Genomic DNA, 24,556 nt, shown 5'->3' on the forward strand with positions numbered 1-24,556 from the left:
GCGGGACCGGCACGGTGATCCGGGTCACCGAGCCGCGGAGAGGGCGATCACGCCGGTTGGGGCGGTATTGGCCAGGGACCCGCCACGCGGTACCGTCGCTCTGATATCGACGACGGCGAGACGGAAGCCGGTGAGAACCCGGCACGGTCGCGCCACTGTGGACGGTGCACCCCGAAAGGGGGCATCGCGAGTCAGACCCGTGGCCGTCGTCATGTGCACCACCGAGATGGGACGCGAACTCCCAGAGGAGGTTCCGCCATGGCGCAGCATGTCGCCCAGCCGACTACCAGCACGCCCGTCGTACCTGCCAAGTTGCCGCTGAAGGACATCGCCCCCTGGGCAGTCTTCTTCGGCGTGCTGATGCTGGTCCTGCTGTACTTCGTCGGCGCGGAGCAAGGCGCCACCGCCGTCGTCTCCGGCGAGGACGTTCACGAGTGGGTGCACGACGCCCGCCACCTGCTCGGCTTCCCCTGCCACTGACCCGAGGGGAACCCCGGCACACCCATGAACTCCGCAACGGTGCGAAACCTGCTCGTGCGGGGCATGCTCGCCGGCCTGGCCGCCGGCGTGCTCGCCCTGATCGTCGCCTACTTCCTCGGTGAGCCGAACGTCGACAGCGCGATCGGCTTCGAGGAATCCCATGCAGCCGCCCACGAGCACCACGAGGTGGAACTCGTCTCCCGCAGCCTGCAGTCCACGGCCGGTCTCGCCACCGGCGTGCTGATCTACGGGGTGGCCTTCGGCGGCATCGCCGCCCTCGCCTTCTGCTTCGCCCTCGGCCGCGTGGGCCGCCTCGGCCCCCGGGCCACGGCCCTGCTGCTGTCGGGGGCCGCCCTGCTGGCCGTGTACGTCGTGCCGTTCCTGAAGTACCCGGCGAACCCGCCCGCGGTGGGCGATCCCGACACCATCGGCAAGCGCACCACCCTGTACTTCCTGATGATGGTGCTCGGCGTACTGCTCGCGGTCGCCGCGGTGATCCTCGGCAAGCGGCTGGCGCCGAGGCTGGGCACCTGGAACGCGACCGTCGCAGCCGTCCTCGGCTTCGTGCTCGTCATCGGACTGGCCTACGGGTTCCTCCCCGCCGTCAACGAGGTGCCGGGCGACTTCCCGGCCGCCCTGCTGTGGCGGTTCCGGCTGTCCGCGCTCGCCCTGCAGGTCACGCTCTGGGCGGGCTTCGGCCTCGTCTTCGGCGAACTGGCCGAACGGCTGCTGCACCCCGGGCCCGCCGCGGTGACCGCGGGCACACCGGTGGCCGCCCCACGGTGACGTGACCGGGACGACGACCCGGCTGGAGGGCCCGCGGAATGGTCCGGGGGCCCTCTCCCCGTACGCGAGCCGACGCCGGATCAGCGGCGGGAGCGGCGCGCGAGGACGGCGGCATGAACATCCGACCCGCCGTCGCCGCACGGCAGATGCCCGGCTCGTCGCGCTCGCCCTCGGCGGTTTGCCGTGAGCCGTGAGGCGTGCGGCGACACCTGCCCCGGGCCGACCCCTCCACCTGGACCGCGAGGACCTGGTCGCCGTTACGATCGAGTCCGCTGACACGGCCCGCGTTCCGCTCGCGGGCGTCAGCCGGATCCCGGGGAGGGACTGTGATCGTCGTCGTCGGCGCCGGACTCATGGGAGCGGCCACCGCCTGGCAACTGGCCCGCAGGGGCCACGAGGTCACGCTCGTCGAGGCGTACGACGTCGGTCACCGGCACGGCAGCTCGCACGGCAGCTCGCGGATCTTCCGGCGGGCGTACGCCGACCCCTTCTACGTACGGCTGACCGGGCAGGCGTACGAGCAGTGGCGGGAACTGGAGGACGACAGCTCGACCCCCTTGCTGCGCACGACCGGCGGGCTCGACATGGGCGAGGAGCACGACCCGAAGCTGATCGCCGACCTCCTCGGCGCGGCCGGAGTGCCGCACGAACTCCTCGGCCCGGAAGCCGCCGCCGAGCGCTGGCCGTACATCCGCGTCACGGGCCCGGTGCTCCACCACCCGGACGCGGGCGTGGTCGACGCCGACGAGACCGTCAGGGCCTGCGTACGGCGGGCGGTCGAGCACGGAGCGCAGGCGGTCCTCGGCACCCGGGTCACCGGCGTCGACGTCCGGGGGAGCGGGAAGGCGCGCCTGAGCACCGACGACGGCCGTGAGATCGTCGCCGACACAGTGGTGATCGCGGCCGGCGCCTGGTTGCCCGAGCTCGGACTGCCCGTGGCCCTGCCACCGCTGCGGGTGACCCAGCAGCAGGTCTTCCACTTCCGGCAGCGGGACCCGTCCGTCCAGTGGCCGACCCTGGTCTGGGACGGGGCGCTGCACCTCTACGGTCTGCCGTCCGGAAGCGACGGGGGCCCGCTCCCCGCGGTCAAGGTCGCCGAGCACGACCGCGGCACCCCGGCCACCGCCCGCACCCGCAGCGGGGTCGTGGACCCGTCGTCGCGGACGCGGGTGAGCGGCTTCGTGCGCGACCGCCTCCCGGGCCTCGAGCCGGACCCGGTCGCCGAGGCGACCTGCCTCTACACCACCACCCCGGACGAGGACTTCGTCCTCGACCGCCACGGCCCCCTCGTCGTCGTCTCCCCGTGCTCCGGGCACGGCGCCAAGTTCGCCCCGCTCATCGGCGCGATGGCCGCCGATCTGGCCACCGGTCGCGCCGAGCCGCATCCCCGCTTCCGTCTGGGACGCACGGCATAGGATCGCGGCATGGCGCTGCGACCCGTTCAGCTGGTCATCAAGGCTCTTGACGCCTCGGCGGTCGGCCGGTTCTGGGCGGAGGCGCTCGGCTGGACCGCGTACAGCCCGGGCGTGACCACCTACGTCGGACCCCCCGGCGGCCTCGTCCGGCCGGATCCGGTCGCCGTCGGCGTCGATGTCGTTCCCGTCCCGGAACCCAGGACGACGACGAAGAACCGGGTGCATCTCGACCTCGCCACCACCTCCGCGGCCCATCAGGCGGAACTGGTCGCGCGCCTGCGGGCCCTCGGTGCGACGCCCGCCGACGTGGGCCAGGGCGATGTGCCGTGGACGGTCCTCGCCGACCCCGAGGGCAACGAGTTCTGCGTGCTGGAGCCCCGGGAGGTCTACCGGGACACCGGGCCGATCGCCGCGGTGGTGGTCGACTGCGCGGATCCGCGGGCCATGGCCCGGTTCTGGGGCGGGGCGACGGACTGGACCCTGCACGAGGCGACCGACGATCATGCCGTGCTGCGCTCGGCCAAGGGCGGGGGCCCGTATCTCGAGTTCCTCCGCACGCCCGACGTGAAGACCGTGCCGGACCGCGTCCATCTCGACCTGCTGCCGTACCCCGGTGACGACAGGGCGGCGGACGTGGCCCGGCTGCGGGCCCTCGGCGCCACCGACCTCGACCTCGGCCAGGGCGATGTCCCGTGGACGTGCCTGACCGACCCCGAGGGCCACGAGTTCCGCGTCCTCGCCCTGCCCTGACCCGGAGCGGCTCGATCCCTCCGCGGAGGGGGCCCACGACGAGGGCGACGTACCCGCCGCGGTACTGCGCCGCCCCGGGCGGGCGGGGGCGGAGACCAGCGCCCGCCCGCGCCCGCCCGGTCGTGGGTCCCGGCGATGTGCGCCGGATGTCCGCCGGCGGGCGCCGAGGCGGAGGCGGCTGGACGGGCGCGGAATTGTTCGGGCCTCTCACGTGCTGTTGTATCCACAGAAGCTGGAACGTCGACGGTGTGCGAGCGAGCAGCGCACGTGGCCGAGGCGAGAGAGACGGAAGGTGCTGAGATGGCAGCGCAGACGCAGAGGGCCGTGCTGGCGGGCGGATGCTTCTGGGGGATGCAGGACTTGATCCGCAAGCTCCCGGGCGTGACGGCGACGCGGGTCGGATACACCGGCGGTGACGTCCCGAACGCGACGTACCGTAACCACGGCACCCACGCGGAGGCCATCGAGATCCTCTTCGACCCCGAGAAGACCGACTTCCGCGCGATCCTGGAGTTCTTCTTCCAGATCCACGACCCGAGCACCAAGAACCGCCAGGGCAACGACATCGGCCTCAGCTACCGCTCGGCGATCTATTACGTGGACGACGAACAGAAGCGCATCGCCGAGGACACCATCGCGGACGTGGACGCCTCCGGGCTGTGGCCGGGCAAGGCCGTCACCGAGGTCGAGCCGGTCGGCCCCTTCTGGGAGGCCGAGCCCGAGCACCAGGACTACCTGGAGCGTTACCCGGAGGGCTACACCTGCCACTTCCCGCGCCCGGGCTGGCGACTCCCCGCCCGCGCCCAGGGCTGAACCACCCCGCCGAGGCCCCGGAGCGGCGCTCCGGGGCCTCGGCGCGCGGACTGCCGGAAGGACGCGGTCGGCGTGTCCGGGGACCCGAGGGCTGAAGTCCGGGTCCGAAAGGGCAGGGGACACGAAGCTCCGGGGCACCAGGGCGGGCGCCGGGCGGGGTGCGGGCGGCGCGCAGGCGTCCTGCCGGACCGACGTCATCGGGAATCGGAAGCGCGGTACGGGGCGGCGGCCGACGGCCGTTCTCCCGTTGCCGTGCGGATATCCACCGTTCTGCCGGGCGTGACGGGCTTTCACCGGCGGGGCCGACGGTTCAGGGCATCCCCCCGGCACAACTGCTGCCCGACGTGGTCGAGTTGGGGTGAGACGCGCAGGGCCGGCCCGTCCGGCATACTTGCGGGCGCGAACCACGGTGCTCACCAGCACACAAGCCAAGGCCCAGCGCGTGATGCGAGCGCTGACGCCCACTCCCCGGGGAACAGTCGTCATGAACAACCTTCAGCCTTCGGACCCGACATCCATAGGCGGCTATCCGTTGCTCGGCCGGCTCGGTGCGGGCGGCATGGGGCAGGTGTTCCTGTCCCGTACGGGCTCGGGCCGGCTGCTCGCGCTGAAGACGATCCGCGACGATCTCAGCTCCGAGCCGGGGTTCGAGGAGCGGTTCGCCCGCGAGATACTCAACAGCGACCGCGTCCGCTCGCCGTGGACCGTGACCGTCGTGGACTACAGTGCCCCCGGCCAACGCCCGCAGTGGCTGGCCACCGAGTACGTGCCCGCGCCCTCGCTCGCCGAATGGGTCGCGGCCCACGGCCCGCTGTCGCGGACCGCGCTGCTCTCCCTCGCCGCCGAACTGTGCGGCGCCCTGAACGCCGTGCACCAGGCCGGTCTCGCGCACCGGGACGTCAAGCCCGGCAACGTCCTGCTGGCACGCGACCGGCCCCGGCTGATCGACTTCGGCGTCGCCCGGGCCGCCGACGACAGCCGTCACACCCGCCTCGGCGTCTCCGTGGGCTCCCCCGGCTTCCTCGCACCGGACCAGGCCGTCGGTGATGTCGTGGCCGAGCCCGCCGACGTGTTCTCGCTGGCCGCCGTGCTGGTGTACGCGGCAACCGGACGCGGCCCCTTCTCCCGGGCGGGGGAACGGATCCCCGCGGCCACTCTGATGTACCGGGTGGTCCACGAGGAACCCGACCTCGCGGGCGTCCCCACGGAACTGGTGCCGCTGCTCACCGCGTGTCTGGCCAAGGATCCGGCCGTGCGTCCGACGGCGGCCCGGCTGGGCGGATGGCTGGAGGAGAGGGGCGCCGTGACGGGGCGTTGGCCCGAGGAGTGCCCCACGGTTCTCGCCGGAGAACTGACCGAGGCCGAGCATTCGGCGCGCACCCTGGTCGACCTCGCACAGCACTCCACCGCGGCCCCCGCCGGCCGGTCACCTGCCCCGACGACGAGGTCCGACACCGTTCTCGCCGCCCCGGCGGAGCCCGGCCGGCGCCGTCGGCCCCGCTGGCTCCTGACCGCGGCCGTCGCGGCGGCCGCGGTCGTGGTGGTCGTGGTGGCCGCCGTCCACTTCGGTACGCAGCGTTCCTCGGCCGACTCCTCCCCGTCCGCGAAGGGACGGCCGTCCGGTTCGGCCGCCCCGGCCACCGCGGGGAAGACGCCGTCCGCCTCGCCCCAGGAGTCGCAGGAGAGCCGGCAGCCCCAGGAGCAGGACGCGGCCCTCAAGGTCGTACAGGCCCCGTTCGAGCTGGCCACCGGAGAGTCCACGGCGGCCGGGGCCCGCAGTCTGGTCATGCAGCAGGACGGCAACCTTGTGATCTACGACCAGGACGGCAAGGCGCGCTGGGCTTCGAGGACCAGCGGCGAGGGCAACTCCGCCCGCTTCCAGGCGGACGGCAACCTGGTCGTCTACACCAGCGGCGGACAGCCCGTGTGGGCCTCGAGGACCACCGGCCGGCAGGGTACGGTCCTCGTCTTCCAGGCCGACGGAGACGTGGTGATCAAGTCGGGCGACACCGTGCTCTGGGCGGCGGGAACGGCGGGCTGAGCGGCCCCGGCGCCGACGTCCTGACGCACACCTGTCCGCGGTCGGCCGGTCTCAGGAACCGCTCTCGCGCGCAGGCGGGCCCTCGAGCCCTCGCCGCCGCCTACCTCCGGCTTCTCCGCGACCGTCGGCTGTCCGACGTCCTGGTCATCGGCTCCTCGCTCGGCGGCTGGATCGCCGCCGAACTGGCCACGGCCGATACGGAGGGTCTGATCAGCGGGTTCGTTCTGATGAACGCGGTAGGCGTCGAGGTCGACGGCGAACCCGTCCGAGACTCCTTCGCCCTCGACGCGCGAGGCGTCGCCGAGTACGCGCACCACGACTCCGACCGCTTCTACGTCGACCCGGCGACCGTCCCGGCCGAGCGCCTCGCCGTCCTCCAGGGCAACATGGCAGCCCTGCGCGTCTTCTCCGGTGGCCCCGCCATGAGCGAACCAGCCCTGCGCCCCGCCCCGCGGCCGTCACCGCGCCCACCCTCGTCCTGTGGGGCGAGAGCGACCGCATCGCGACCCCCGCGTACGGCAAGGAGTACGCCGCGTCGTTCGCGAACGCCCGCTTCGAAGTCGTGCCGGAAGCGGGCCACTTGCCGCATCTCGAGCAGCCCGCGCGTACCTTCGCCCTGCTCGACGGCTTCGCCGCGGAGACCGGGCGCCGCTGAGAGGCGCCGGCGGGTCCCGGACCGAGCAGGAGTCGGCCGCACCGGGCATGTGTGCCGGCAGCGTCCTCGCCGGGAAGGGCCGCGCCGCCGTCCCGCGACGATCGGCGCCCGCCTCCCCTCCCGCCGGTCCCGGAGGGTCAACCGATCGGCGGTCGATCGGCCAGAAGGTTCGCCCGCAGCTTCTCGAACGCGGTGGGGGTCGGCCGGTGCGGCAGGAAGTCCGCGATCTGTCGAGCGCATTCGGCCGGGCTGCTGGTGTCCGTGTCGCACTCGATGTCGTAGAGGGCATGGGCGTGAACCTGGGTGATCTGCCGTGCGGCCAGCCCCGGTGGGCGGTCCCCGCGCTCCCGCTCGCGCCGCTCCAGTTCCGGCAACGGGCAGCGGACGCCGACCGACAGGACGTCTTCGGGGGCGAAGAGGGCGAGGCAGTCCAGCAGGCGCCACTGTTCGCTCAGGACGTGGTCCACCACGATGTTGTTGCCTCCCGCGGCCATGCCGGCGACCGCACGATGGAAGCCCATCCAGGTGCGCCTGAGCACGGCGGGCAGCGCGTCCGGTGCGATGTCCCGCCGTGACCGCATGGCGTGGAAAGCGTCCACCGGCATATGGAAGTACGTGTCGTCCAGGGTGGTGAGGAGCGCCTCGGCGATGCTCGACTTCCCCGAACTGGACGTACCGTTCAAGAAGATGATCACTCGGCCGCGCCTCAGAGGCTTGCCGCGTGGTCGGGAACGTAGGTCTGGAGATCCCGCGGCGGACGCTCGTAACCGGTCGAAGGTGGCCGCTCGGGAAGTTCCAGCACGGGCGGCGGCACCTCGCGGTACGGCACCGACGACAGCAGGTGGGCGATCATGTTCAGCCGGGCCCGGCGCTTGACGTCGCTCTCCACGACGTACCAGGGCGCCTCGGAGATGTCGGTGTGGACCAGCATCTCGTCCTTGGCCCGGGAGTACGCCTCCCAGTGGGTGATCGACTCCAGGTCCATGGGCGACAGCTTCCAGCGTCGCAGCGGGTCCTCCAGACGGCGCCGGAAGCGCTCCTGCTGTTCGGTGTCGCTCACCGAGAACCAGTACTTGCGCAGCAGGACCCCGTCCTCGACCAGCATGCGTTCGAAGATCGGGCACTGGCGGAGGAAGAGCTGGTGCTCCTCCTTCGTGCAGAAGCCCATCACGTGCTCGACGCCGGCCCGGTTGTACCAGGACCGGTCGAACAGCACGATCTCCCCGGCGGCCGGCAGATGCTCCACATAGCGCTGGAAGTACCACTGGGTGCGCTCGCGCTCGGTCGGCTTCTGCAGTGCCGCGATCCGTGCGCCACGGGGGTTGAGGTGCTCGGCGACCCGCTTGATCGCCCCGCCCTTGCCTGCCGCGTCCCGCCCCTCGAAAACCACCACCAGCCGGGTGCCGGTGGCTCGAACCCACTCCTGCAGTTTCACCAACTCCGTCTGCAGACGGAGCAGTTCATCCTCGTAGAGAGTGCGTGACAACTTCTTCTCCGCCTTGCGGGCCATGTCGTCTCGCTTCCTCGCCGGACCGGTCAGAATCGGATCTCCACCGTACGTGAGCCATGACGGCCCGCCTTCCCCGGGCGCGCCGCACTCCCGGCAGCCTGCCCGGGCCTCGGCAGGGGGGTCGGTGGTCTCGCCCCCGCCCCGCCGTCCGTCCGGGGACGATCTCGGCTCCGGCCGTCAGCCGGGGGCGGCCGGCCCCGCTCGCCGTACCTCGTGGCGTGCTGTCGTGTCCGGCGGCGTCATCGCCGGCTCACTCCTCGTTGCCGGGTGTCCTCGCCGTGTCGGGTGGGATGAGGAACTCGAATTCGGGGCGGTCCCACATCACGGCGGGTGGGTTCGCGGACGCGGTCCCGGTGCGCACGGCGCCCACGCCGCGGTAGAAGCCCTCGGCGGGGGGATGCGACACCACCCGGACGCGGTCGAGCCCGGCGGTGCGGGCCTCTGACCTCATGTGTGCCACGAGCAGCCGACCGATGCCGCGCCCCTGCGCGCCGTCGGCCACGAACAGCAGGTCGAGCTCCGGCGGGGTCAGGACGAGCGAGTAGAACCCCAGGACGGGAGCGGGGTGCTCGTCGGCGGCGACGGCCACGAAGACGCGGTGGGCCTCGATGTAGTCGGGGCCCACCCGGTAGTCCGCGACCATGGCCGCGTACTGCCCTTCGTAGGCGCGTGAGCCCCGCACGAGCCGCGTGAGCCGTCTGGCGTCCCGCGCGACCGCTCGGCGTATCGTGATCCGCCCACTCCGGGTGGTAATCCCTGACTTCATCAGGAGAATATTACTTATCGAGGAGCCGTCTCCCGTCACGCGCGGGTCGAGCGGGTCGTCGGCGGCGGGAGGGCCCGGTGCCGGGACCGGGTCAGCGCCGGCGCGCGACGACCAGCCAGGCACGGGAGTCGAACCACACGCCGTCACCGGTGTCGTGCGCGTCGAGAGTGGCACGAAGCCGATCGAGTGCGCGCTCGGCGGACACGGTGTCCAGCCCGGTGAGCCGATCCCTCGCCATCCGCAGCTGGAGTACGGCAGCACGTGCGTGGTCGGCGTCCACGCCGTAGCAGACGGGTTCGCGTACGTCGACGAGGTCCACCGCCGTGAAGCCGGCCGCGGTCAGGATGCCGGCCAAGGCGTGCGGATCGGCCAGTGCGAAGGGGTCGTCGGCCGCTGGGACCGACGCCACCGACGCGTGCCCGGGTGAGAGCGCCGCCCGGATCGCGGTGTGCCACTCCTGGCGGTCGGCGGCCTGCCAGACCAGCTGCACGAAGCGTGCGCCCGGACGCAGGGCTCGGGCGATGTTGGCGAACGCGAGGACCGGGTCGGAGAAGAACATCGTGCCGAACCGGCTGACGCCCAAACCGAAACACCCCGGCCGGAACGCATGGGTCTGGGCGTCGGACTGCACGAAGGCGACATTGGAGAGTCCTTCCGCCTCGGCCTCTCGGCGGGCCCGCGCCAGCATCGGGCCCGAGACGTCGATGCCGAGCGCCGTACCCGGCGACGCGGCTCGGGCCGCGTCCCGGGTGGTCCGGCCGGTGCCGCAGCCGATGTCGAGGACATGGTCGCCGGGCCGGACGTCGAGGGCCTCCCACAGACGTTCGTGGTGGCGAGCGAGCTCCGCGTCGTAGTCGAACAGTGCGACCGCCTCCTCATGCTGCCGCCGGGCCGTCGCGGAGGACGCCCCGCACGGTGTCGAGCCGCACACCCGGGTCCCATTCTGGCAGCCACCGGGTCGCTCCCGCCCGCGCGCACGGCTCGGGTCCGACGCCGGGCGGCGCCCCGACGCGGACGTCGTACGAGGCCGTCCCGCCACGGCGCAGGGCGCCGAGGGTGCCGACGACCCCGGCGGGCCGGTCGGCCATCCGGAGGTCGGCGAGCGCGTGCCGACGTCCTGTCCGACACCGGACTCCGGGCCACGCGCTACGGCCGTTCTGCCACCAGGGGAGACGCACCCGTACCGGCTGGCCGGACGTGACCAGTCATACGGCGTCGGCGGGGCCGTCGAGAGCGCATCGAGGCCGCGGCCGAACTCGTGCCGCCGCCGGCCGGGCCTGCTGCACGCCGCACCCTGACGAGCTCACGGAAAGCCTCCGCGCCAGGACAGCGAAAGCGCTCTTGAGCAGGGGAAACGCAGCCGGAGGCCCGGCTTCGGCGACGGCCTCCCTCGTCGCGCACATTCCAAAGGAAAATGCCGGAGCCATCGCTTTCGGACGCGTCTTTCCGTAGCCTCAGGAGCAACCGAACCACCGCGCGCCGCACAGCACTTGATCCGTGTCAGTCGACAACGCGCCGAAGGGGCAACGGTCATGGCCGTCGAGACCGAGGTTCTGAACGAACTGCGCCGGTTGCGAACCCGTCTGCCGGAGCTGACGGGAGCGTTGGCGGCCGGCGCCGACGGTCTCGTCCTCGCCGAGGACATGCCGGACGTGCAGCCGGAAGGGCTGGCCGCGCTGACGGCGGCGGCGCTCGGCGTCGGGCGCCGGATGGTCGACCTCGCGGCCCGCGGCGAGTTCCGCGAGCTGCTGGTGCGCGGGGCCGGGGGCTGCCTCGCGACGTACGCGGCCGGGCCGTCGGCCGTTCTGACCCTGCTCGCCGACGACCGGACCAACGTCGGCCGCCTGCATCTGGAGGGGCGGCGCAGCGGCGCGCGCATCGCCGAGCTGCTGGCGGCGCGGCCCCTGGACGACGGGCCCGTCGTCCAGGGCGGTGAGCCACCGGTTCCGCGGTTCCGCGGCCGGGTCCTCGGCGCTCTGCCCGTACGCATCCCGCCGCAGTCCCGATACGAGCCCTGACGGATTGCGGCGGGCTCCGGCGAAGTCCGGTGAGTTGCGGCGGACTTGCCGGTGGATCCCGACGGGAGCGGCTAGGAGCCGGGGACGCGTCCGCGGCGTCCGCCGATCCCGCGCCGTCGGCCGCCACTCCGTTCCGGGCCCCCGCCCGTGCCCGGCGAAGGGGCGCTGAACCCGCCGGGGACGAGACGCGGTGGCCCCACGGTGGGGGTCGCCGGTCCTGAGGGTGCCGGACGGTCGCCGGCGTCCCGCCCTTCACCCGCACCCGGGCCCGGCGCCTGTTCCGGAACGCGGGGCGGGGGCGGCGCCGCACGGTTCAGTACGCGCGCGTGAGGCAGTAACGGGGCGCAGGCGGCGCAGACTTCACTGAGGGTCCACACCTGGCCGACCGCCGGGTCGTGGCGCAGGACGAGGACGACCGGGCCCGCGCAGGCGACCCGGGTGCCCTCGTGCAGCGCGCACCGCTGGCGCCGGCACCAGCAGGCGGCGTCGTCATGCACCGCCGCCGCTCTGGCGTGCGCGGCCGCGTGGGCCACGGCGAAGCGGCGCAGCGCCGCGATGTCCCGGGAACGCGGCGGCATCACGCACGGCGAGGAGCAGGTGACCGACGCGGTGCGGTCCCGGTGCCCGACCACGCGGATCGTCCAGCAGCGGCCCGGACGACGGGCCGAAGGGGCGTCAGGGTACATAAGAGCCAAAGCACATGTCCTTCGTGGGGGAGGGCGATGAGCGAACGGGGAGCGGTCCGGGAACGGTTCCGGCACGGCCCGGCGGAAGTGACCTCGCTCACAGCATGCCCGTGCCCGCCGCGGACCATTCGCGCATGCCGCCTCTGGCCGACGCCGATGTGCGGGCCCGGGTGATCGAAATTCACCCGCGCGACGACGGCTGACGTCGAACGCCTCGCCGGCAGGGCTGTATTGCGGAGAGGGCGGTCGCCGCGAGGAGCGCCGGCCGGCTGCTGCCGCCGCTGCGGACCACCGGCCTCTTCCACCGCCCGCACCGCCGCCTCCGGCACCGGACAGCGCGCCTCAGTGCGGGAAGGCGCGCGGCTGCCGCAGCAGGGGGAGTCCGTCGCGGAACTCCTCGATACGGGAGCTGATCTGCCGCATCAGGACGGTGTCGGCGAGACGGTCGAGGTAGAGGTTGCGTCGGGCCAGGCCGGGTGCGTCGACACAGAAGTACAGCGCCATGAGCGGATTGACGAACAGTTCGCTGCCCTTGGTCCGCTCGGTGAACCGTACGTCGCCGAAGGCGCCGCGTACGGCGGCGGCGACGGAACCGTTGACGATGCTCGGGTGGCCCGGCGTGTGGGCCTGGGCGTCGGCCACGGCGTCCAGGTAGAGGGCCCCCTCGGGGCTCTGGTGCGACAGGGAGAACGCGCCGAGGTAGGCGCCGTCGCGGTCCAGCGCGGCCAGGTTCTCCAGGACCAGGGAGTGGTTCACCCCGTGGTGGGCGTCCACGCCGAAGCCGAGACAGGCCACCAGCCGGTGCGGGACGTCGTCGAGAGCGTGCACGGCGGCCAGGCTGGCCATGTCCTCCTCGGGCGTGCCCAGCCCGTGCTCGTCGCCGCGCATCAGGATGTCCGTCCCGCCGTCCACCAGGACGACGGCGTCCACCCCGCCCAGGTGGTCGACGAGCGCCCGGTAGGCGGCTCGAAGGGGTTCCACCCCGGTGCGCGGGAAGGCGTACACCGTGGCGGGCAGGTCGTGCCGGTCGAGCCAGCGGGCCAGGGTGCGCTCGGGGAAGTAGTCGCCGCGGGTGGGGACGCCGGGATGGACGGCCGCGACGTCCGGCTGGAGCCAGACCTCCGAGGGCAGTCCGTACAGGTCGGCGAAGGACAGGTTGGCCAGATGGACCTCCTTGCCCGCCGAGCGCAGGGCGAGCGCCAGCGGCAGCCCCGCGTACACGTCGAAACCGCCGCCCGCACCGGCGACGAGCACCCGGCGCGCGTCGCGCAGCCGGGTGAAGAGGGGAGGCTCGTGAAGGGAGAACACCCCGGGACGCTAACAGGAGTCGATCACGCGGCCCAACTTGTTTCCGCCAACCGCCTTGCGCCATGGGCGAGTTGGGTTCGGTCGCCGGTCCTGGCCGGTGCAGGCCGACATGGCGACCGAACCCCGGGCGAGGCTAGGCGCCGCTCTCCCGCAGCATGTCCTCACGCTCGACGATCTTCACGCGCTCGCGGCCCTGCGGCTCGCCCAGCGCCTTCTCGGCGGCGTCCAGCTTGTACCAGCCCTCCCAGGTGGTGAAGCGGACGTCGCGCTCGGCGAGGAAGGTCTCCACGGCCGCCGGCTCGGGCGAGGCGGGCGTGTGCAGACGGCCCGCCGCGTGGTCGGCCAGCAGGTTCGACACCGTCTCGTTGGCGTCGCCCTTGGTGTGGCCGATCAGGCCGACCGGGCCGCGGCGGATCCAGCCGGTGACGTACGTCGACTGGAGGTGCTCGCCGGACTCCTGTATGACGCGGCCGCCCTCGTCCGGGACCGTGCCCGAGTCGAGGTCCCAGGGCAGCTTCGGGAGCTTGTCGGAGAGGTAGCCGACGGCGCGGTAGACCGCCGTGACGTCCCAGTCCTTGAACTCGCCGGTGACCTTGACGTTGCCGGTGCCGTCGAGGGCGGTGCGCTCGGTGCGCAGGCCGACGACCTTGCCGTCCTCGCCGAGGATCTCGGCCGGCGACTCGAAGAAGTGCAGGAACAGCTTGTGGGGGCGGTTCCCGACGTCGCGGATCGCCCAGTTCTCCAGCGTCTTGGCGACCATGTCGGCCTGCTTGTTGCCGCGCCGCGTCGCGATCGAGCCGTCGTCGTAGTCGATGTCCTCGGGGTCGACGATGACCTCGATGGTGGGCGAGTGGTCCAGCTCGCGCAGCTCCATCGGGGAGAACTTCGCCTGCGCCGGGCCACGGCGGCCGAAGACGTGGATCTCCAGCGCCTTGTTGGCCTTGAGTCCCTCGTAGACGTTGGCCGGGATCTCCGTCGGGAGCAGCTCGTCCGCCGTCTTGGCCAGGACGCGGGCCACGTCGAGGGCGACGTTGCCGACGCCGAGGACCGCGACCTTCTCGGCCTCGAGCGGCCAGCTGCGCGGCACGTCCGGGTGGCCGTCGTACCAGGAGACGAAGTCCGCGGCGCCGTAGGAGCCGTCGAGCTCGATGCCGGGGATCGACATGTCGCGGTCGGCCGTCGCGCCGGTCGAGAAGATCACCGCGTCGTAGAAGGCGCGCAGGTCGTCCAGGCTGATGTCGGTGGGGTAGTCGACGTTGCCGAAGAGGCGGATCTGCGGCTTGTCGAGGACCTGGTGCAGGGCGTTCACGATGCCCTTGATGCGAGGGTGGTCCGGGGCGACGCCGTAGCGGATCAGGCCGAACGGGGCCGGCATGCGCTCGAAGAGGTCGATGGAGACACCCGGGTCGGCGGCCACATCGGACTTGAGCAGCGCGTCGGCGGCGTAGATCCCGGCGGGGCCGGCTCCGACAATGGCTACCCGCAGGGGGCGGGGCATGATCAGGTTCCCTTCGAGTGGCGACAGATCGACTCGGGGGAAGCCTAAACTAAGGCAAACCTTACCCGGTACGTGGGTCCGGTCTATGGACTCATAAGCATCATTTATGAGTGCGGGAGCGGCCGACTCGCCTCAGGGCAGCGGCTGTTCGGCCCAGATGACCTTGCCCTTGGCGGTGTAGCGGGTGCCCCAGCGTTCCGTCAGCTGCGCCACGAGGAACAGCCCGCGGCCGCCCTCGTCGGTCATGGCCGCGTACCGAAGGTGCGGTGAGGTGCTGCTGCTGTCCGCGACCTCGCAGATCAGCGTGCGGTCGCGCAGCAGCCGGACGCGCACCGGGGCGCTGCCGTAGCGGATGGCGTTGGTGACCAGTTCGCTCAGGATCAGTTCCGTCGTGAAGGACAGCTCCTCCAGGTCCCAGCGCGCCAGCTGGCGCACCACGGCCCCCCGCACCTCGCCGACCGCCGCCGGGTCCATCGGCACGTCCCACTCGGCGACCCGGTCGGCGCCCAGCGCCCGGGTGCGCGCGACGATCAGCGCGATGTCGTCGTCGGGCCGAGGCGGCAGAAGGGCGTCCAGGACGCTTTGGCAGGTCCCCTCCGGCGGACTGTCGGCGCCCCGCTCCAGGGCGGTGCGCAGCAGCTCCAGACCGGTGTCGATGTCCCGTTCCCGGTCCTCGACCAGCCCGTCGGTGTACAGGACCAGCGAGCTGCCCTCGGCCAGCTCCAGCTCGACCGTCTCGAACGGCAGCCCGCCCAGCCCGAGCGGGAGACCGGCGGGCACCTCGAGGTACTCGACCCGGCCGTCGGGGTGCACCAGCGCCGGCGGTGGATGGCCGGCCCGGGCGATCGTGCAGCGCCGGGAGACCGGGTCGTAGATGGCGTACAGACAGGTCGCCCCGGTGACGGGCGCGTCGGTGCCGTCGTCGGCGCCCGCCTCGTCCTGGTCGATCCGGGCCACCAGCTCGTCCAGCAGTCCGAGGAGTTCCTCCGGGGCCAGGTCCAGGGCGGAGAAGGTGTGCACCGCGGTCCGCAGCCGGCCCATGGTGGCCGCCGCGTGCAGTCCGTGACCCACCACGTCACCGACGACGAGGGCGACCCGGGCGCCGGACAGGGGCAGCACGTCGAACCAGTCGCCGCCCACGCCGGCCTGCGCCGGCAGGTAGCGGTAGGCGATGTCGAGGGCGTTCTGTTCGGGCAGGGTGCGCGGCAGCAGACTGCGCTGGAGGGTGACCGCCATGCCGTGCTCGCGGGTGAACCGGCGCGCGTTGTCGATGGAGATCGCGGCCCGCGCCACCAGCTCCTCCGCGAGCACCACCTCGTCCGGGTCGAACGGATCGGGCCGTTCCGAACGCCAGAAACTGACCACGCCCAGGATCAGCGACCCGGCCCGCACGGGCACGGTGATCAGTGAGTGGATGCCGAACTCCACCACCTGCTCGGTCCGCTCGAGGTCCTGGGCGCGCCAGCCCGGCGACCGGGCGAGACGGGCCTCCAGCACCGCCCGGCTCTCGCCGAGACTGCGGGCCTGCGGCGCGGAGTCCACGAAACGGATCCGCTCGCCCACCGCGTACAGCGGCGCGCCCTTGCGGATCGCGCTCACCGCCGTGCGCCGCAGCGCGCCCCGGGGCCCCGGCTCCTCGCCCTCCAGTACGGCGTCGAACAGGTCCACGGTCGCGAAGTCCGCGAACCTCGGCACGGCGAGTTCCGTCAGCTCCTCGGCGGTCCGGGCGACGTCCAGGCTGGTCCCGATGGCCACGCCCGCCGCGTACAGCATGTCGAGGCGCTCGCGCGCCGCATCGGCACGGCCCGACAGGGCGCGCAGCTCCGTGGAGTCGCGCAGGGTGGCGACGCTGCCGGCCGGTCCGCCCGCCAGGTCGGTGGGCCGCTGGTTGATCGCCAGCAGCCGCTCCCCGACCAGGTGCACCTCGTCGGTGACCATCCGCCCGGAGGCCAGCAGTTCGGCCGTGTCCCGGTCGAGGTCCAGATCCAGGACCTGCCGTCGTTCGGCGTCCGGGGGCAGGTCGAGCAGGCGCTGCGCCTCGTCGTTGGCGAGCAGCAGATCGCCCTCGCCGCCGACGATGATCACGCCTTCGCGCACGGAGTGCAGGACCGCGTCGTGGTGCTCGTACATCCGGGTCATCTCGCGCGGCCCCAGCCCGTGGGTCTGACGCAGCAGACGCCGGCTGACCAGCGCCGTGCTCGCCGTGGCCAGGGCGAGGGCGACCGCCGCGCTGCCGAGGACGAGCGGCAGCTGACGGTCGGCGTTGCCGCCGACGTGCGCGGTGGTGATGCCGGACGACACCAGGCCGACCACGGTCCCGTCGGCCGTCTTCACCGGCACCACGGCCTGGACCAGCCGGCCGATGGTCCCGTCGACCTCCTCCACCACGACCCCGCCGTCCAGCGCCGGCTGGATGTTCCCGACGAACTTCTTGCCGATGCGGTCCGGTTTGGGATGCGTGTAGCGGATGCCCTCGGTGTTCATGACGACGAGGAAGTCCATGTCGGACGCCTTGCGGGCGGCCTCGGCCTTGGGCTGCAGCGCGGCCGTGGGACGGGGCGTGTCGAGCGCCGCGACGATGCCGGGCGAGTTGGCGAAGGTCTGCGCGACCGCGAGCGAGCGGTTACGGGCCTCCTGCGTGGTGTCGTGACGCACCTGGAGCAGCAGCGCCACCACGGCGGCCACGACCAGCAGCAGCACGATGACCACTTGGAGGACGAACACCTGTGCGGCGAGACTGCGCCCGCCCAGGGCGGACTCGGGCGTGCGCCGGACCCGCAGGCCCCGGGGACGACGGGCCGGCCGGGCATCCGAGCGCCCCAGGAGTCGGACCATGTGCCATGTCTACACTGCCGGGCCGCGCGAGGCGAGAGGCGTCACGCTCGGTCACGGCCCGTGTCCCGCCCGCTTGCCGTGGGTGACCTCCGCCGCCTGCCGGGTGGCCAGCAGCAGCGCGATGTCGTCCGCCCGGTCCGCGGCCTGCCGGGCCGTCGCGGTGAGCCGGTCGGCGACGTCCGCGAGGGAACGGCCGGGGGCGCCGTCCGCCGCGAGTCCGTCGGCGTCGGCCGGCCGACGCGGGTCCCCTGCCCCGGCCAGGGCCCGGCGCAGCGTCGCGATGCCGTCGTCGATGTCGTGACCGGGCCGCTCGACCAGCCCGTCCGTGTAGAGGGCGAGGATCGCGCCCGGCTCCAGCCGCAGTTCCGTCACCGGGTAGTGGGCGCGCGGATCCACGCCGAGCACCACGCCGCCGGCCAGTTCCACGACCTCGGTTCGGCCGTCGGGGTGGCGCAGCAACGGCGGCAGGTGCCCGGCACGGGCCGCCCGGGCCAGCCCGGTGGCCGGGTCGAGCCGGACGTAGCAGCAACTGGCGAACTGGCCGGGGTCAAGGTCGATGAGGAGGTGGTTCGTGCCGCCCATGACCTCTTCGGGCGGCCGGTCGCCCAGCGCGAACGCCCGCACCGCGCTGCGCAGCTGTCCCATGGTGGCCGCCGCCTGCACGCCGTGCCCCTGCACGTCCCCGATGACCAGGGCCAGCCCGTCCCCGGCCCCCACGACGTCGTACCAGTCGCCGCCCACGTCCATGCCCTCGGTGCCCGGCAGATAGCGCCCCGCGGTCTCCACGCGCGCGTGCTGCGACAGCCGCCGGGGGAGGAGGGCCTGCTGGAGCCCTCGGGCGAGGGCGGCCTCCGTGTCGTAGCGCTGGGCCTTCTCCATGGCGTGGGCGATCAGGCCGGCGAGCGCGGTCAGCACCGTGCGTTCCTCGGAGCCGAAGCTGCGGGAGCGGTCGAAGCCGAGGATGCACGAGCCGACCGGGCGGCCCGAGGCGATCAGCGGGAGGAAGGCGCGGGCGCCCTCCGACGCGTCCAGGTCGATCCCCGGATAGGCCTCCGCCAGCTGCTGCATGGAGTCGAAGAAGAGCGGGCGGCCCGTGGTGAGGGTCTCCACGCCGGGCAGCCGGGTGTCCAGTCCCACCCCTTCGAAGGGCGCCAGGAAGCCCTCCGGGAAGCCGGACTCCCAGGCCAGATACAGGTGCCGTTCCTGGAGCAGGTAGATGGCGAGCCGACGGCCGCCGAACGCGGGCAGCAACTCCTGCATCACCACCGCCGACACCTGACGGGCGGTCACCGCCTCCGTCAGCGCGATGGCCAGGACGATGGGCCGGTAGAGGCCGGCGGCCGAGGCGGTGGTGTCGGGCGCGGCGGAGTCGCTCTCCGGGGGCCCGGGAGCCGTCTCGTCCGGCACACGGTTCGCCGGCACCGCCTTGCAGGTGACGAGATCCGCGCCCGGGTACAGGGACACGCGCAGCCAGTCGCCCTCGTACGGCCGGGGGACGGAGGAGGGGTCGGCGGTGACGGGAAGCCGCACATGGAAGTGCGCGGGCTCGGGCGTCAGCAGGGCGCCGCGCAGATGCTCCTCGCAGGTCGGCTGGTTCAGCCACGGCACGGCCTCCCACAGCGACCGGCCGACCAGCCGGTCCCGCGGCACGCCCAGCAGATGCCCGGCCCGCGCGTTGGCGTAGACGACGAGCCCCAGCCGGTCGAGACAGAACACCCCCTCAGGAAGAAGGTCCGCGGCTCCGTCGGCGAGGGCGCCGGGGCCCGGATCGAGGAGGACGCCGGCGATGGGACGGAGCGCGGCGGAGGACCCGGCGGGGTCGTCGTCCGGCGGGCTCGACACGCCCGTGGCGTCCCACAGCTCGAGGAGCCGCAGCCCGCCCTCGGTGGTGCGCACCTGGAGCGGCAGCGGCGGCGGCCGGCCCCGCGCCGTGCGGTGCAGCAGGCCCGGCAGCGTGTGGGCGTCCGTCGGGTCGACGGCCCGGGCCAGGGCGTCCAGCGTGCCAGGGAACGCGTCGGGGGGCAGCCCGAGCAGGGTGCGTGCCTGTTCGTCGAGCGTGACGACGTCGGTCGCCGGGTCCCACGAGAACCGCCCGACGCGCCCCGGGGCCGGTCCGGCGGCGGGCGGCCGTACGCACAGCGGCTCCTCGTCCCAGGCGACGTCCTGGCCGTCGGCCTCCAGCCGCGCCAGGGCCGCTCCCAGGGTGTCGGCCACCGTCGTCAGCCGCTCACGCTCGGCCTGCACCTCGGCCGCGTCGGCCGCCGCCGGGCGCAGGACGGCCAGCACCCCGAAGGACCGCCCGTCCGCCACGACGGGCACATAGAGCGAACCGAACTGGAAGGGCAGCCCCGCCGCGAGCTGCGCGTAGTGACGCATCATCTCGGTGGCGTTCGCCAGCACCACCGGCACACCTGTCCGGTGCACGTCGGCCACCGGGAACGGCCGGTCCATGTGCACCCGCCACCAGGGGCGGAACAGCGCACCGGGCAGTCCCGAGAGGACGGCGAGGCGCAGCAGCCGGGACGTGGCCGAGCACAGGTACACGCCGGCCGTACGGCCGCCCGTCGCCCGCAGCGCGTCCGCCACGGCCCAGGTCAGCAGCGCGGGCGGTGGCCCGGACGGCTTCCGCTCGTTTCCGGCGCTCCCAGTCATTCGGCCCTACCTCGTCCGTGCGCCGCCGCTTGGGCGACACAGCAAGGATGCGCCACACCCGGCCGGATGTGCATCCGCGCGACCTCGGAGAGAACGGGGCCCGGCGGGGTAACCGGCACGCCATGAGCGAGATTCTGGTGGGCGCCTGCTCCTGGACGGACCGGGCCCTGGTGTCCAGCGGCTGGTATCCGACCGGGCGGCGGGACGCGGAGGGACGGTTACGCCACTATGCCGAACGCTTCCCGGTCGTCGAGGTCGACGCGTCCTACTACGCGCTGCCCGGCGAGCGCAACGGCCGGCTGTGGGCGGAGCGCACCCCCGACGGCTTCGTGTTCGACGTGAAGGCCTTCTCCCTGCTGACCGGGCATCCCACCCGGTCGGCGGTGCTGCCGCCCGGTCTGCCCGCCGACGTCCGTGGTCCGAAGGCCCTGGACGAGGTGTGGCGCAGGTTCACGGACGGGATCCGGCCGTTGCGGGAGGCGGGACGGCTGGGCGCCGTCCTCTTCCAGTTCCCGCCGTGGTTCCGTCCCGGCGAACGGGCCCACGCGTTCCTCGCCCAGTGCGCCGAGCGCACCGCCGGGTGGCCGGTCTGCGTCGAGTTCCGGCACCCCGACTGGTGGCGGGGCGAGCGGGAGCACACGACCGCCGACCTGCTCCGGTCGTACGGCTTCGCCACGGTCGCCGTCGACATGGAGCAGTCCCTGCCGTCCGCCGTGCCTCCCGTCACGCCCGTCACCTGCGGGCGTCTGGCGGTCGTCCGCCTGCACGGCCGCAGCCGGGCCTGGGGAAGCGGCAGCAAGGAGGACCGCTTCCGGCACGAGTACACGGACGGCGAGCTCCGCGAATGGATACCGAGGGTGCACGCGCTGGCCCGCCGGGCCCAACGGGTGCACGTGCTGTTCAACACCTGCTGCGGCGCCTCCGCCGTACGCGCCGCCGAACGCATGCGCGCTCTGCTCGGCCACTGACCGGTCGGGCCCGCCCGGGCCTTCCGTCCGCGGATCGGGGCAGCGGCGGACCCGGCCGGTCAGCCGGCGGCTGTCGTGCGCAGGGTGCTCTTGGCCAGTTCGTACGCCGGGAGCATCGCCTCGTGCTCCGACGTGTCCATGCCGCCCAGATGCAGGACGACCGGACCCTCGGGCGTGGTGACGGCGAGAGCGTGCTCCTTCTTCGTCTCCTCGAGGAGTTCGCTCGTGGTGACGTACTCCACCTCGGCGCCGGTGATCGCGCCCGCCTTCACCGTGCTGTACCGCGCGTCGCTCGCCCCCCGCTCGGCGGCCACGAAGTCCTCCAGCACCGCACGCGCGTCGGTGTCGCCCGGCTCACCGGTCCACACCCGCAGGAACCCGATCTTCCCCGCGGGCTTGGCGTCGACCTCGCAGGCCATGGTGACCGGGCCCTGACGCAGGAAGGCGTCGGCGAGGTCGGCCAGGTCGCCGGTGGCGGCGGTCGCCTCCTCGGAGTCGACGGCCTCGGCCTTCCAGAACTCCGCGATGTCGAAGGTGACGGGAAGTTCGCAGGCGGACCCGGAGGCCCCGATGGACCCGCCCCGCCGCGCGACCTTGGCGGTCGCCGTCGCCGATGCCCCCGACGCCTTCGACGCGGCGTCCGGGGCGGCCTCCTTCGCCGCGCATCCCGTCATCAGCCCCGTCACAAGAGCCGCCAGCGCCAGCGTCCGCCCCACGTTTCCCACGGTCCCCGCCCCACAACGCACTGCTGTGTCTCCTCTCGCGCCGGCGCGATACCGGCGGAGCACTGTAACCGAGGAGGTCAGGGCCCCCGCCACTGAGATTCGCCCCGGGGCGGCCGGCGCGGGAATGTCCCGGCCCCGTCCCCTGTTGTACCGCGTGACTGACATGCACCGATCAGTGGGTGCGCGTCGGTGTGAGAGGAGATACCCATGGCCCGCAGTACAGCGCGCCCCGTCATCACCCTGAGGTCCACCGCCGGTACCGGTGTCACCTATGCGACGCGCAAGAACCGTCGCAACGACGCCGACCGGCTGGTCCTGCGCAAGTACGACCCCGTCGCCGGACGGCACGTCTCCTTCCGGGAGGCGCGATGAGGGCGGCGCCGGCCCGGCAGGGCTGAGCGGCGCCGCCCCTGGACAGCAGAGCGGTCGGGGTCCCGGGAAGGGACCCCGGCCGCTCTCTCGCGCGGACGAGTGACCTTCCGTCATATTCACGCCGCGCTGGGAACCCATAGCGGCATGAGCAAGACCGCGCTGATTGTCATCGACATGATCAACACCTACGACCACCCGGACGCCGACCTGCTCCTGCCCTCGGCCCGCAAGGTGATCCCGGTGGCCGCCGGTCTCCTCGACCGGGCCCGCCGCGCCGGCGAACCCGTCGTCTACGTCAACGACAACTTCGGCCAGTGGCGCTCCCACCACGGTGAACTCCTCGACAGAGCCCTCGCCGGTCCGTACGCCTCGCTCGTCGAACCGCTGGTGCCCGACGAGGACTCGCTCTTCGTCGTCAAGGCACGGCACTCGATCTTCTTCGAGACCCCGCTGTCCTACCTGCTCCAGCAGGAGGGCATCGACCACCTCGTCCTGTGCGGACAGGTCACCGAGCAGTGCGTCCTGTACTCGGCCCTCGACGCCCACATCCGCCACTTCGACGTGACCGTCCCCCGGGACGCCGTCGCCCACATCCACGCCGATCTCGCGAACGCGGCGCTGGTGATGATGGAGCGCAACATGGGGGCGCGAGTCGTCGACAGCGGGGACCTGTGGACCTGAACGACCTGACACGGCAAGTCGTCCGACGTGCGGTCGGCCGGCGGCCGTACCCGCTCTCCTAGTCCGTCCCGGCCGGGTGGCGACCGGGCCGTTTCCCGCCGGGCACGGGCCCCCGCTTCCGCCTTCCGCTGCTCACCAAGGGGCACATCACATGGCCGAGTTGACCCGTCGCCGACTCCTGGGCTCGACCGCGGGGGCGCTGGGCGCCGCCGCCGCGCTCTCCCTCCTCCCGCCGAGTGTGCAGAAGGCGGTCGCGGCCGGGCCGTCCCGCCGTGGCTCACTCGCCGACGTCGAACACGTCGTCCTGCTGATGCAGGAGAACCGCTCCTTCGACCACTACTTCGGTACCCTGTCCGGCGTGCGCGGTTTCGCCGACCCCGACGCGCTCACCCTCGACACCGGACGCTCCGTCTTCTACCAGCCCGACGCCGGGAACCCCGCGGGCTACCTGCTGCCCTTCCACCTCGACACCCATACCTCCAGCGCCCAGGCCATCCCGTCCACGAGCCACGCGTGGTCGGTGCAGCACGAGGCGTGGAACGGCGGCCGGATGGACCGCTGGATGTCGGCCCACCGCACGGCCGACGGCGCCGACGCCCCGTACGTCATGGGCTACCACACCCGCGAGGACATCCCGTTCCAGTTCGCCCTCGCCGAGACCTTCACCATCTGCGACCACTACTTCTGCTCGGTCCTCGGCCCGACCTGGCCGAACCGCCTGATGTGGATGACCGGCACCATCGATCCCGACGGCGCCGGGGGCGGGCCCGTGGTCGGCAACTCCGCGCCGACGCCGTTCAGCTGGACGACCTACGCCGAACGGCTCCAGGCGGCCGGGGTCGACTGGAAGGTGTACCAGCAGGAGGACGACTACGGCTGCAACCTGCTGGAGCAGTTCGACACGTTCCGCAACGCGCGCCCGGGCTCCGAGCTGTACGAGCGAGGCGTCCGGCCGCAGCCGGAGGGCACCTTCGAGGACGACGCCCGGGCCGACCGGCTGCCGACCGTGTCGTGGCTGGTGCCGCCGGGGCACCAGTCCGAGCATCCGGACTACCTGCCCGCGGCCGGCGCGGCCTTCGTCGCCTCGAAGCTCGAGGCCATCGCGGCCAACCCCGACGTCTGGCGCAAGACCGCGTTCATCCTCAACTACGACGAGAACGACGGCCTGTTCGACCATGTGCCCCCGCCGACACCGCCCGTGGGGACGCCCGGCGAGTTCGTGGGCGGGTTGCCGATCGGCGGCGGTTTCCGGGTCCCGGCCATCGTCGTCTCGCCCTGGACCGTGGGCGGCTGGGTGGCCACGGAGCCCTTCGACCACACCTCGACCCTGCGGTTCCTGGAGCGACTCACGGGGGTCATCGAACCCAACATCAGCGCCTGGCGGCGCAGCGCCTTCGGGGACCTCACCTCCGCCTTCCGCTTCGCGTCCGGCAGCGCGTTCGCGCCGGCACTGCCCGACGACACGGCGGAACAGCTGACGAAGGCGGAGGAGGAGGTCGCCACCCTGCCCAGACCCACCCTGCCGGGCGCCGAGCAGTCGTTCCCCGTCCAGGAGACGGGGCCCCGGCCGCAGCTCTGACCCGGCGAGCACCCCGCG

22 protein-coding genes and 1 riboswitch are annotated in these 24,556 nt (G+C 72.9%); of the genes, 12 read left to right on the forward strand and 10 right to left on the reverse strand.

Going from position 1 to position 24,556, the window contains the following annotated elements:
- Positions 1–70 precede the first annotated feature (70 nt).
- A riboswitch (cobalamin riboswitch) is annotated at positions 71–223 on the forward strand.
- 35 nt (positions 224–258) lie between these two features.
- From QF030_RS36320 to QF030_RS36350, 7 genes are all read left to right on the forward strand, one after another.
- Positions 259–480: a CbtB domain-containing protein gene (locus QF030_RS36320; RefSeq protein WP_307166805.1), complete on the forward strand. Its 222-nt coding sequence runs from the start codon at positions 259–261 to the stop codon at positions 478–480.
- A gap of 24 nt (positions 481–504) precedes the next feature.
- Positions 505–1,266 carry a CbtA family protein gene (locus QF030_RS36325; RefSeq protein ID WP_307166806.1) on the forward strand — a complete coding sequence of 254 codons (762 nt, stop codon included), beginning with the start codon at positions 505–507 and terminating at the stop codon, positions 1,264–1,266.
- 326 nt (positions 1,267–1,592) lie between these two features.
- On the forward strand, positions 1,593–2,681 hold the full coding sequence (locus tag QF030_RS36330; RefSeq protein ID WP_307166807.1) for an FAD-dependent oxidoreductase: 1,089 nt from the start codon (positions 1,593–1,595) through the stop codon (positions 2,679–2,681).
- 9 nt (positions 2,682–2,690) lie between these two features.
- Complete coding sequence (locus tag QF030_RS36335; RefSeq protein WP_307166808.1) at positions 2,691–3,431, forward strand: VOC family protein; 741 nt, start codon at positions 2,691–2,693, stop codon at positions 3,429–3,431.
- 300 nt (positions 3,432–3,731) lie between these two features.
- Positions 3,732–4,244: a peptide-methionine (S)-S-oxide reductase MsrA gene (gene msrA / locus QF030_RS36340; RefSeq protein ID WP_307166809.1), complete on the forward strand. Its 513-nt coding sequence runs from the start codon at positions 3,732–3,734 to the stop codon at positions 4,242–4,244.
- A 484-nt stretch (positions 4,245–4,728) separates the two neighbouring features.
- The gene (locus tag QF030_RS36345; RefSeq protein WP_307166810.1) at positions 4,729–6,285 is read left to right on the forward strand and encodes a protein kinase domain-containing protein; all 1,557 of its coding nucleotides are present in this window, start codon (positions 4,729–4,731) and stop codon (positions 6,283–6,285) included.
- A gap of 166 nt (positions 6,286–6,451) precedes the next feature.
- Positions 6,452–6,940 (forward strand): alpha/beta fold hydrolase, encoded by a 489-nt coding sequence (locus tag QF030_RS36350; protein ID WP_373428939.1) that lies wholly within the window; start codon positions 6,452–6,454, stop codon positions 6,938–6,940.
- A gap of 137 nt (positions 6,941–7,077) precedes the next feature.
- Here the strand turns inward: QF030_RS36350 and QF030_RS36355 are convergent, their stop codons facing one another.
- From QF030_RS36355 to QF030_RS36375, 5 genes are all read right to left on the reverse strand, one after another.
- Positions 7,078–7,635, reverse strand: coding sequence for a chloramphenicol phosphotransferase CPT family protein (locus tag QF030_RS36355; RefSeq protein WP_307166811.1), 558 nt, complete (start codon positions 7,633–7,635; stop codon positions 7,078–7,080).
- An 11-nt stretch (positions 7,636–7,646) separates the two neighbouring features.
- Complete coding sequence (gene ppk2 / locus QF030_RS36360; RefSeq protein ID WP_307166812.1) at positions 7,647–8,450, reverse strand: polyphosphate kinase 2; 804 nt, start codon at positions 8,448–8,450, stop codon at positions 7,647–7,649.
- A gap of 250 nt (positions 8,451–8,700) precedes the next feature.
- Positions 8,701–9,216 (reverse strand): GNAT family N-acetyltransferase, encoded by a 516-nt coding sequence (locus tag QF030_RS36365; protein ID WP_307166813.1) that lies wholly within the window; start codon positions 9,214–9,216, stop codon positions 8,701–8,703.
- Positions 9,217–9,307: 91 nt separating this feature from the next.
- Complete coding sequence (locus QF030_RS36370; RefSeq protein WP_307166814.1) at positions 9,308–10,147, reverse strand: class I SAM-dependent methyltransferase; 840 nt, start codon at positions 10,145–10,147, stop codon at positions 9,308–9,310.
- The gene (locus tag QF030_RS36375; RefSeq protein ID WP_307166815.1) at positions 10,092–10,304 is read right to left on the reverse strand and encodes a hypothetical protein; all 213 of its coding nucleotides are present in this window, start codon (positions 10,302–10,304) and stop codon (positions 10,092–10,094) included. Before QF030_RS36375 ends, QF030_RS36370 begins: the two co-directional genes overlap by 56 nt.
- Positions 10,305–10,748: 444 nt before the next feature.
- On the opposite strand from QF030_RS36375, the gene QF030_RS36380 reads away from it, so the two are divergent.
- Positions 10,749–11,234 carry a roadblock/LC7 domain-containing protein gene (locus QF030_RS36380; RefSeq protein ID WP_307166816.1) on the forward strand — a complete coding sequence of 162 codons (486 nt, stop codon included), beginning with the start codon at positions 10,749–10,751 and terminating at the stop codon, positions 11,232–11,234.
- Positions 11,235–12,262: 1,028 nt separating this feature from the next.
- On the opposite strand, the gene QF030_RS36385 is transcribed toward QF030_RS36380, so the two are convergent.
- From QF030_RS36385 to QF030_RS36400, 4 genes are all read right to left on the reverse strand, one after another.
- Positions 12,263–13,228, reverse strand: a complete 966-nt coding sequence (locus QF030_RS36385) for a DUF1152 domain-containing protein (RefSeq protein WP_307166817.1) — start codon at positions 13,226–13,228, stop codon at positions 12,263–12,265.
- Positions 13,229–13,361: 133 nt separating this feature from the next.
- Entirely contained in the window at positions 13,362–14,726 is a 1,365-nt protein-coding gene (locus QF030_RS36390) for an FAD-dependent oxidoreductase (RefSeq protein ID WP_307166818.1), read from the reverse strand.
- A 132-nt stretch (positions 14,727–14,858) separates the two neighbouring features.
- Positions 14,859–17,561 (reverse strand): SpoIIE family protein phosphatase/ATP-binding protein, encoded by a 2,703-nt coding sequence (locus tag QF030_RS36395; protein WP_307166819.1) that lies wholly within the window; start codon positions 17,559–17,561, stop codon positions 14,859–14,861.
- A 51-nt stretch (positions 17,562–17,612) separates the two neighbouring features.
- On the reverse strand, positions 17,613–20,213 hold the full coding sequence (locus tag QF030_RS36400; RefSeq protein ID WP_307166820.1) for a SpoIIE family protein phosphatase: 2,601 nt from the start codon (positions 20,211–20,213) through the stop codon (positions 17,613–17,615).
- A gap of 122 nt (positions 20,214–20,335) precedes the next feature.
- On the opposite strand from QF030_RS36400, the gene QF030_RS36405 reads away from it, so the two are divergent.
- Positions 20,336–21,181, forward strand: coding sequence for a DUF72 domain-containing protein (locus QF030_RS36405; RefSeq protein ID WP_307166821.1), 846 nt, complete (start codon positions 20,336–20,338; stop codon positions 21,179–21,181).
- 59 nt (positions 21,182–21,240) lie between these two features.
- Here QF030_RS36405 and QF030_RS36410 read toward each other — a convergent pair whose 3' ends face one another.
- Positions 21,241–21,906, reverse strand: a complete 666-nt coding sequence (locus tag QF030_RS36410; protein ID WP_307166822.1) for a lipoprotein — start codon at positions 21,904–21,906, stop codon at positions 21,241–21,243.
- A gap of 207 nt (positions 21,907–22,113) precedes the next feature.
- On the opposite strand from QF030_RS36410, the gene rpmG reads away from it, so the two are divergent.
- From rpmG to QF030_RS36425, 3 genes are all read left to right on the forward strand, one after another.
- The gene (gene rpmG, locus QF030_RS36415; protein ID WP_307166823.1) at positions 22,114–22,278 is read left to right on the forward strand and encodes a 50S ribosomal protein L33; all 165 of its coding nucleotides are present in this window, start codon (positions 22,114–22,116) and stop codon (positions 22,276–22,278) included.
- Between the two features lie 144 nt (positions 22,279–22,422).
- Positions 22,423–22,959 carry a cysteine hydrolase family protein gene (locus QF030_RS36420; protein WP_307166824.1) on the forward strand — a complete coding sequence of 179 codons (537 nt, stop codon included), beginning with the start codon at positions 22,423–22,425 and terminating at the stop codon, positions 22,957–22,959.
- Between the two features lie 151 nt (positions 22,960–23,110).
- A complete protein-coding gene (locus tag QF030_RS36425; RefSeq protein ID WP_307166825.1) occupies positions 23,111–24,538 on the forward strand; it encodes an alkaline phosphatase family protein in 1,428 nt (475 codons plus the stop codon).
- The last annotated feature ends 18 nt before the right edge of the window (positions 24,539–24,556 follow it).

Source organism: Streptomyces rishiriensis, from assembly GCF_030815485.1.
Lineage (GTDB): Bacteria > Actinomycetota > Actinomycetes > Streptomycetales > Streptomycetaceae > Streptomyces > Streptomyces rishiriensis_A.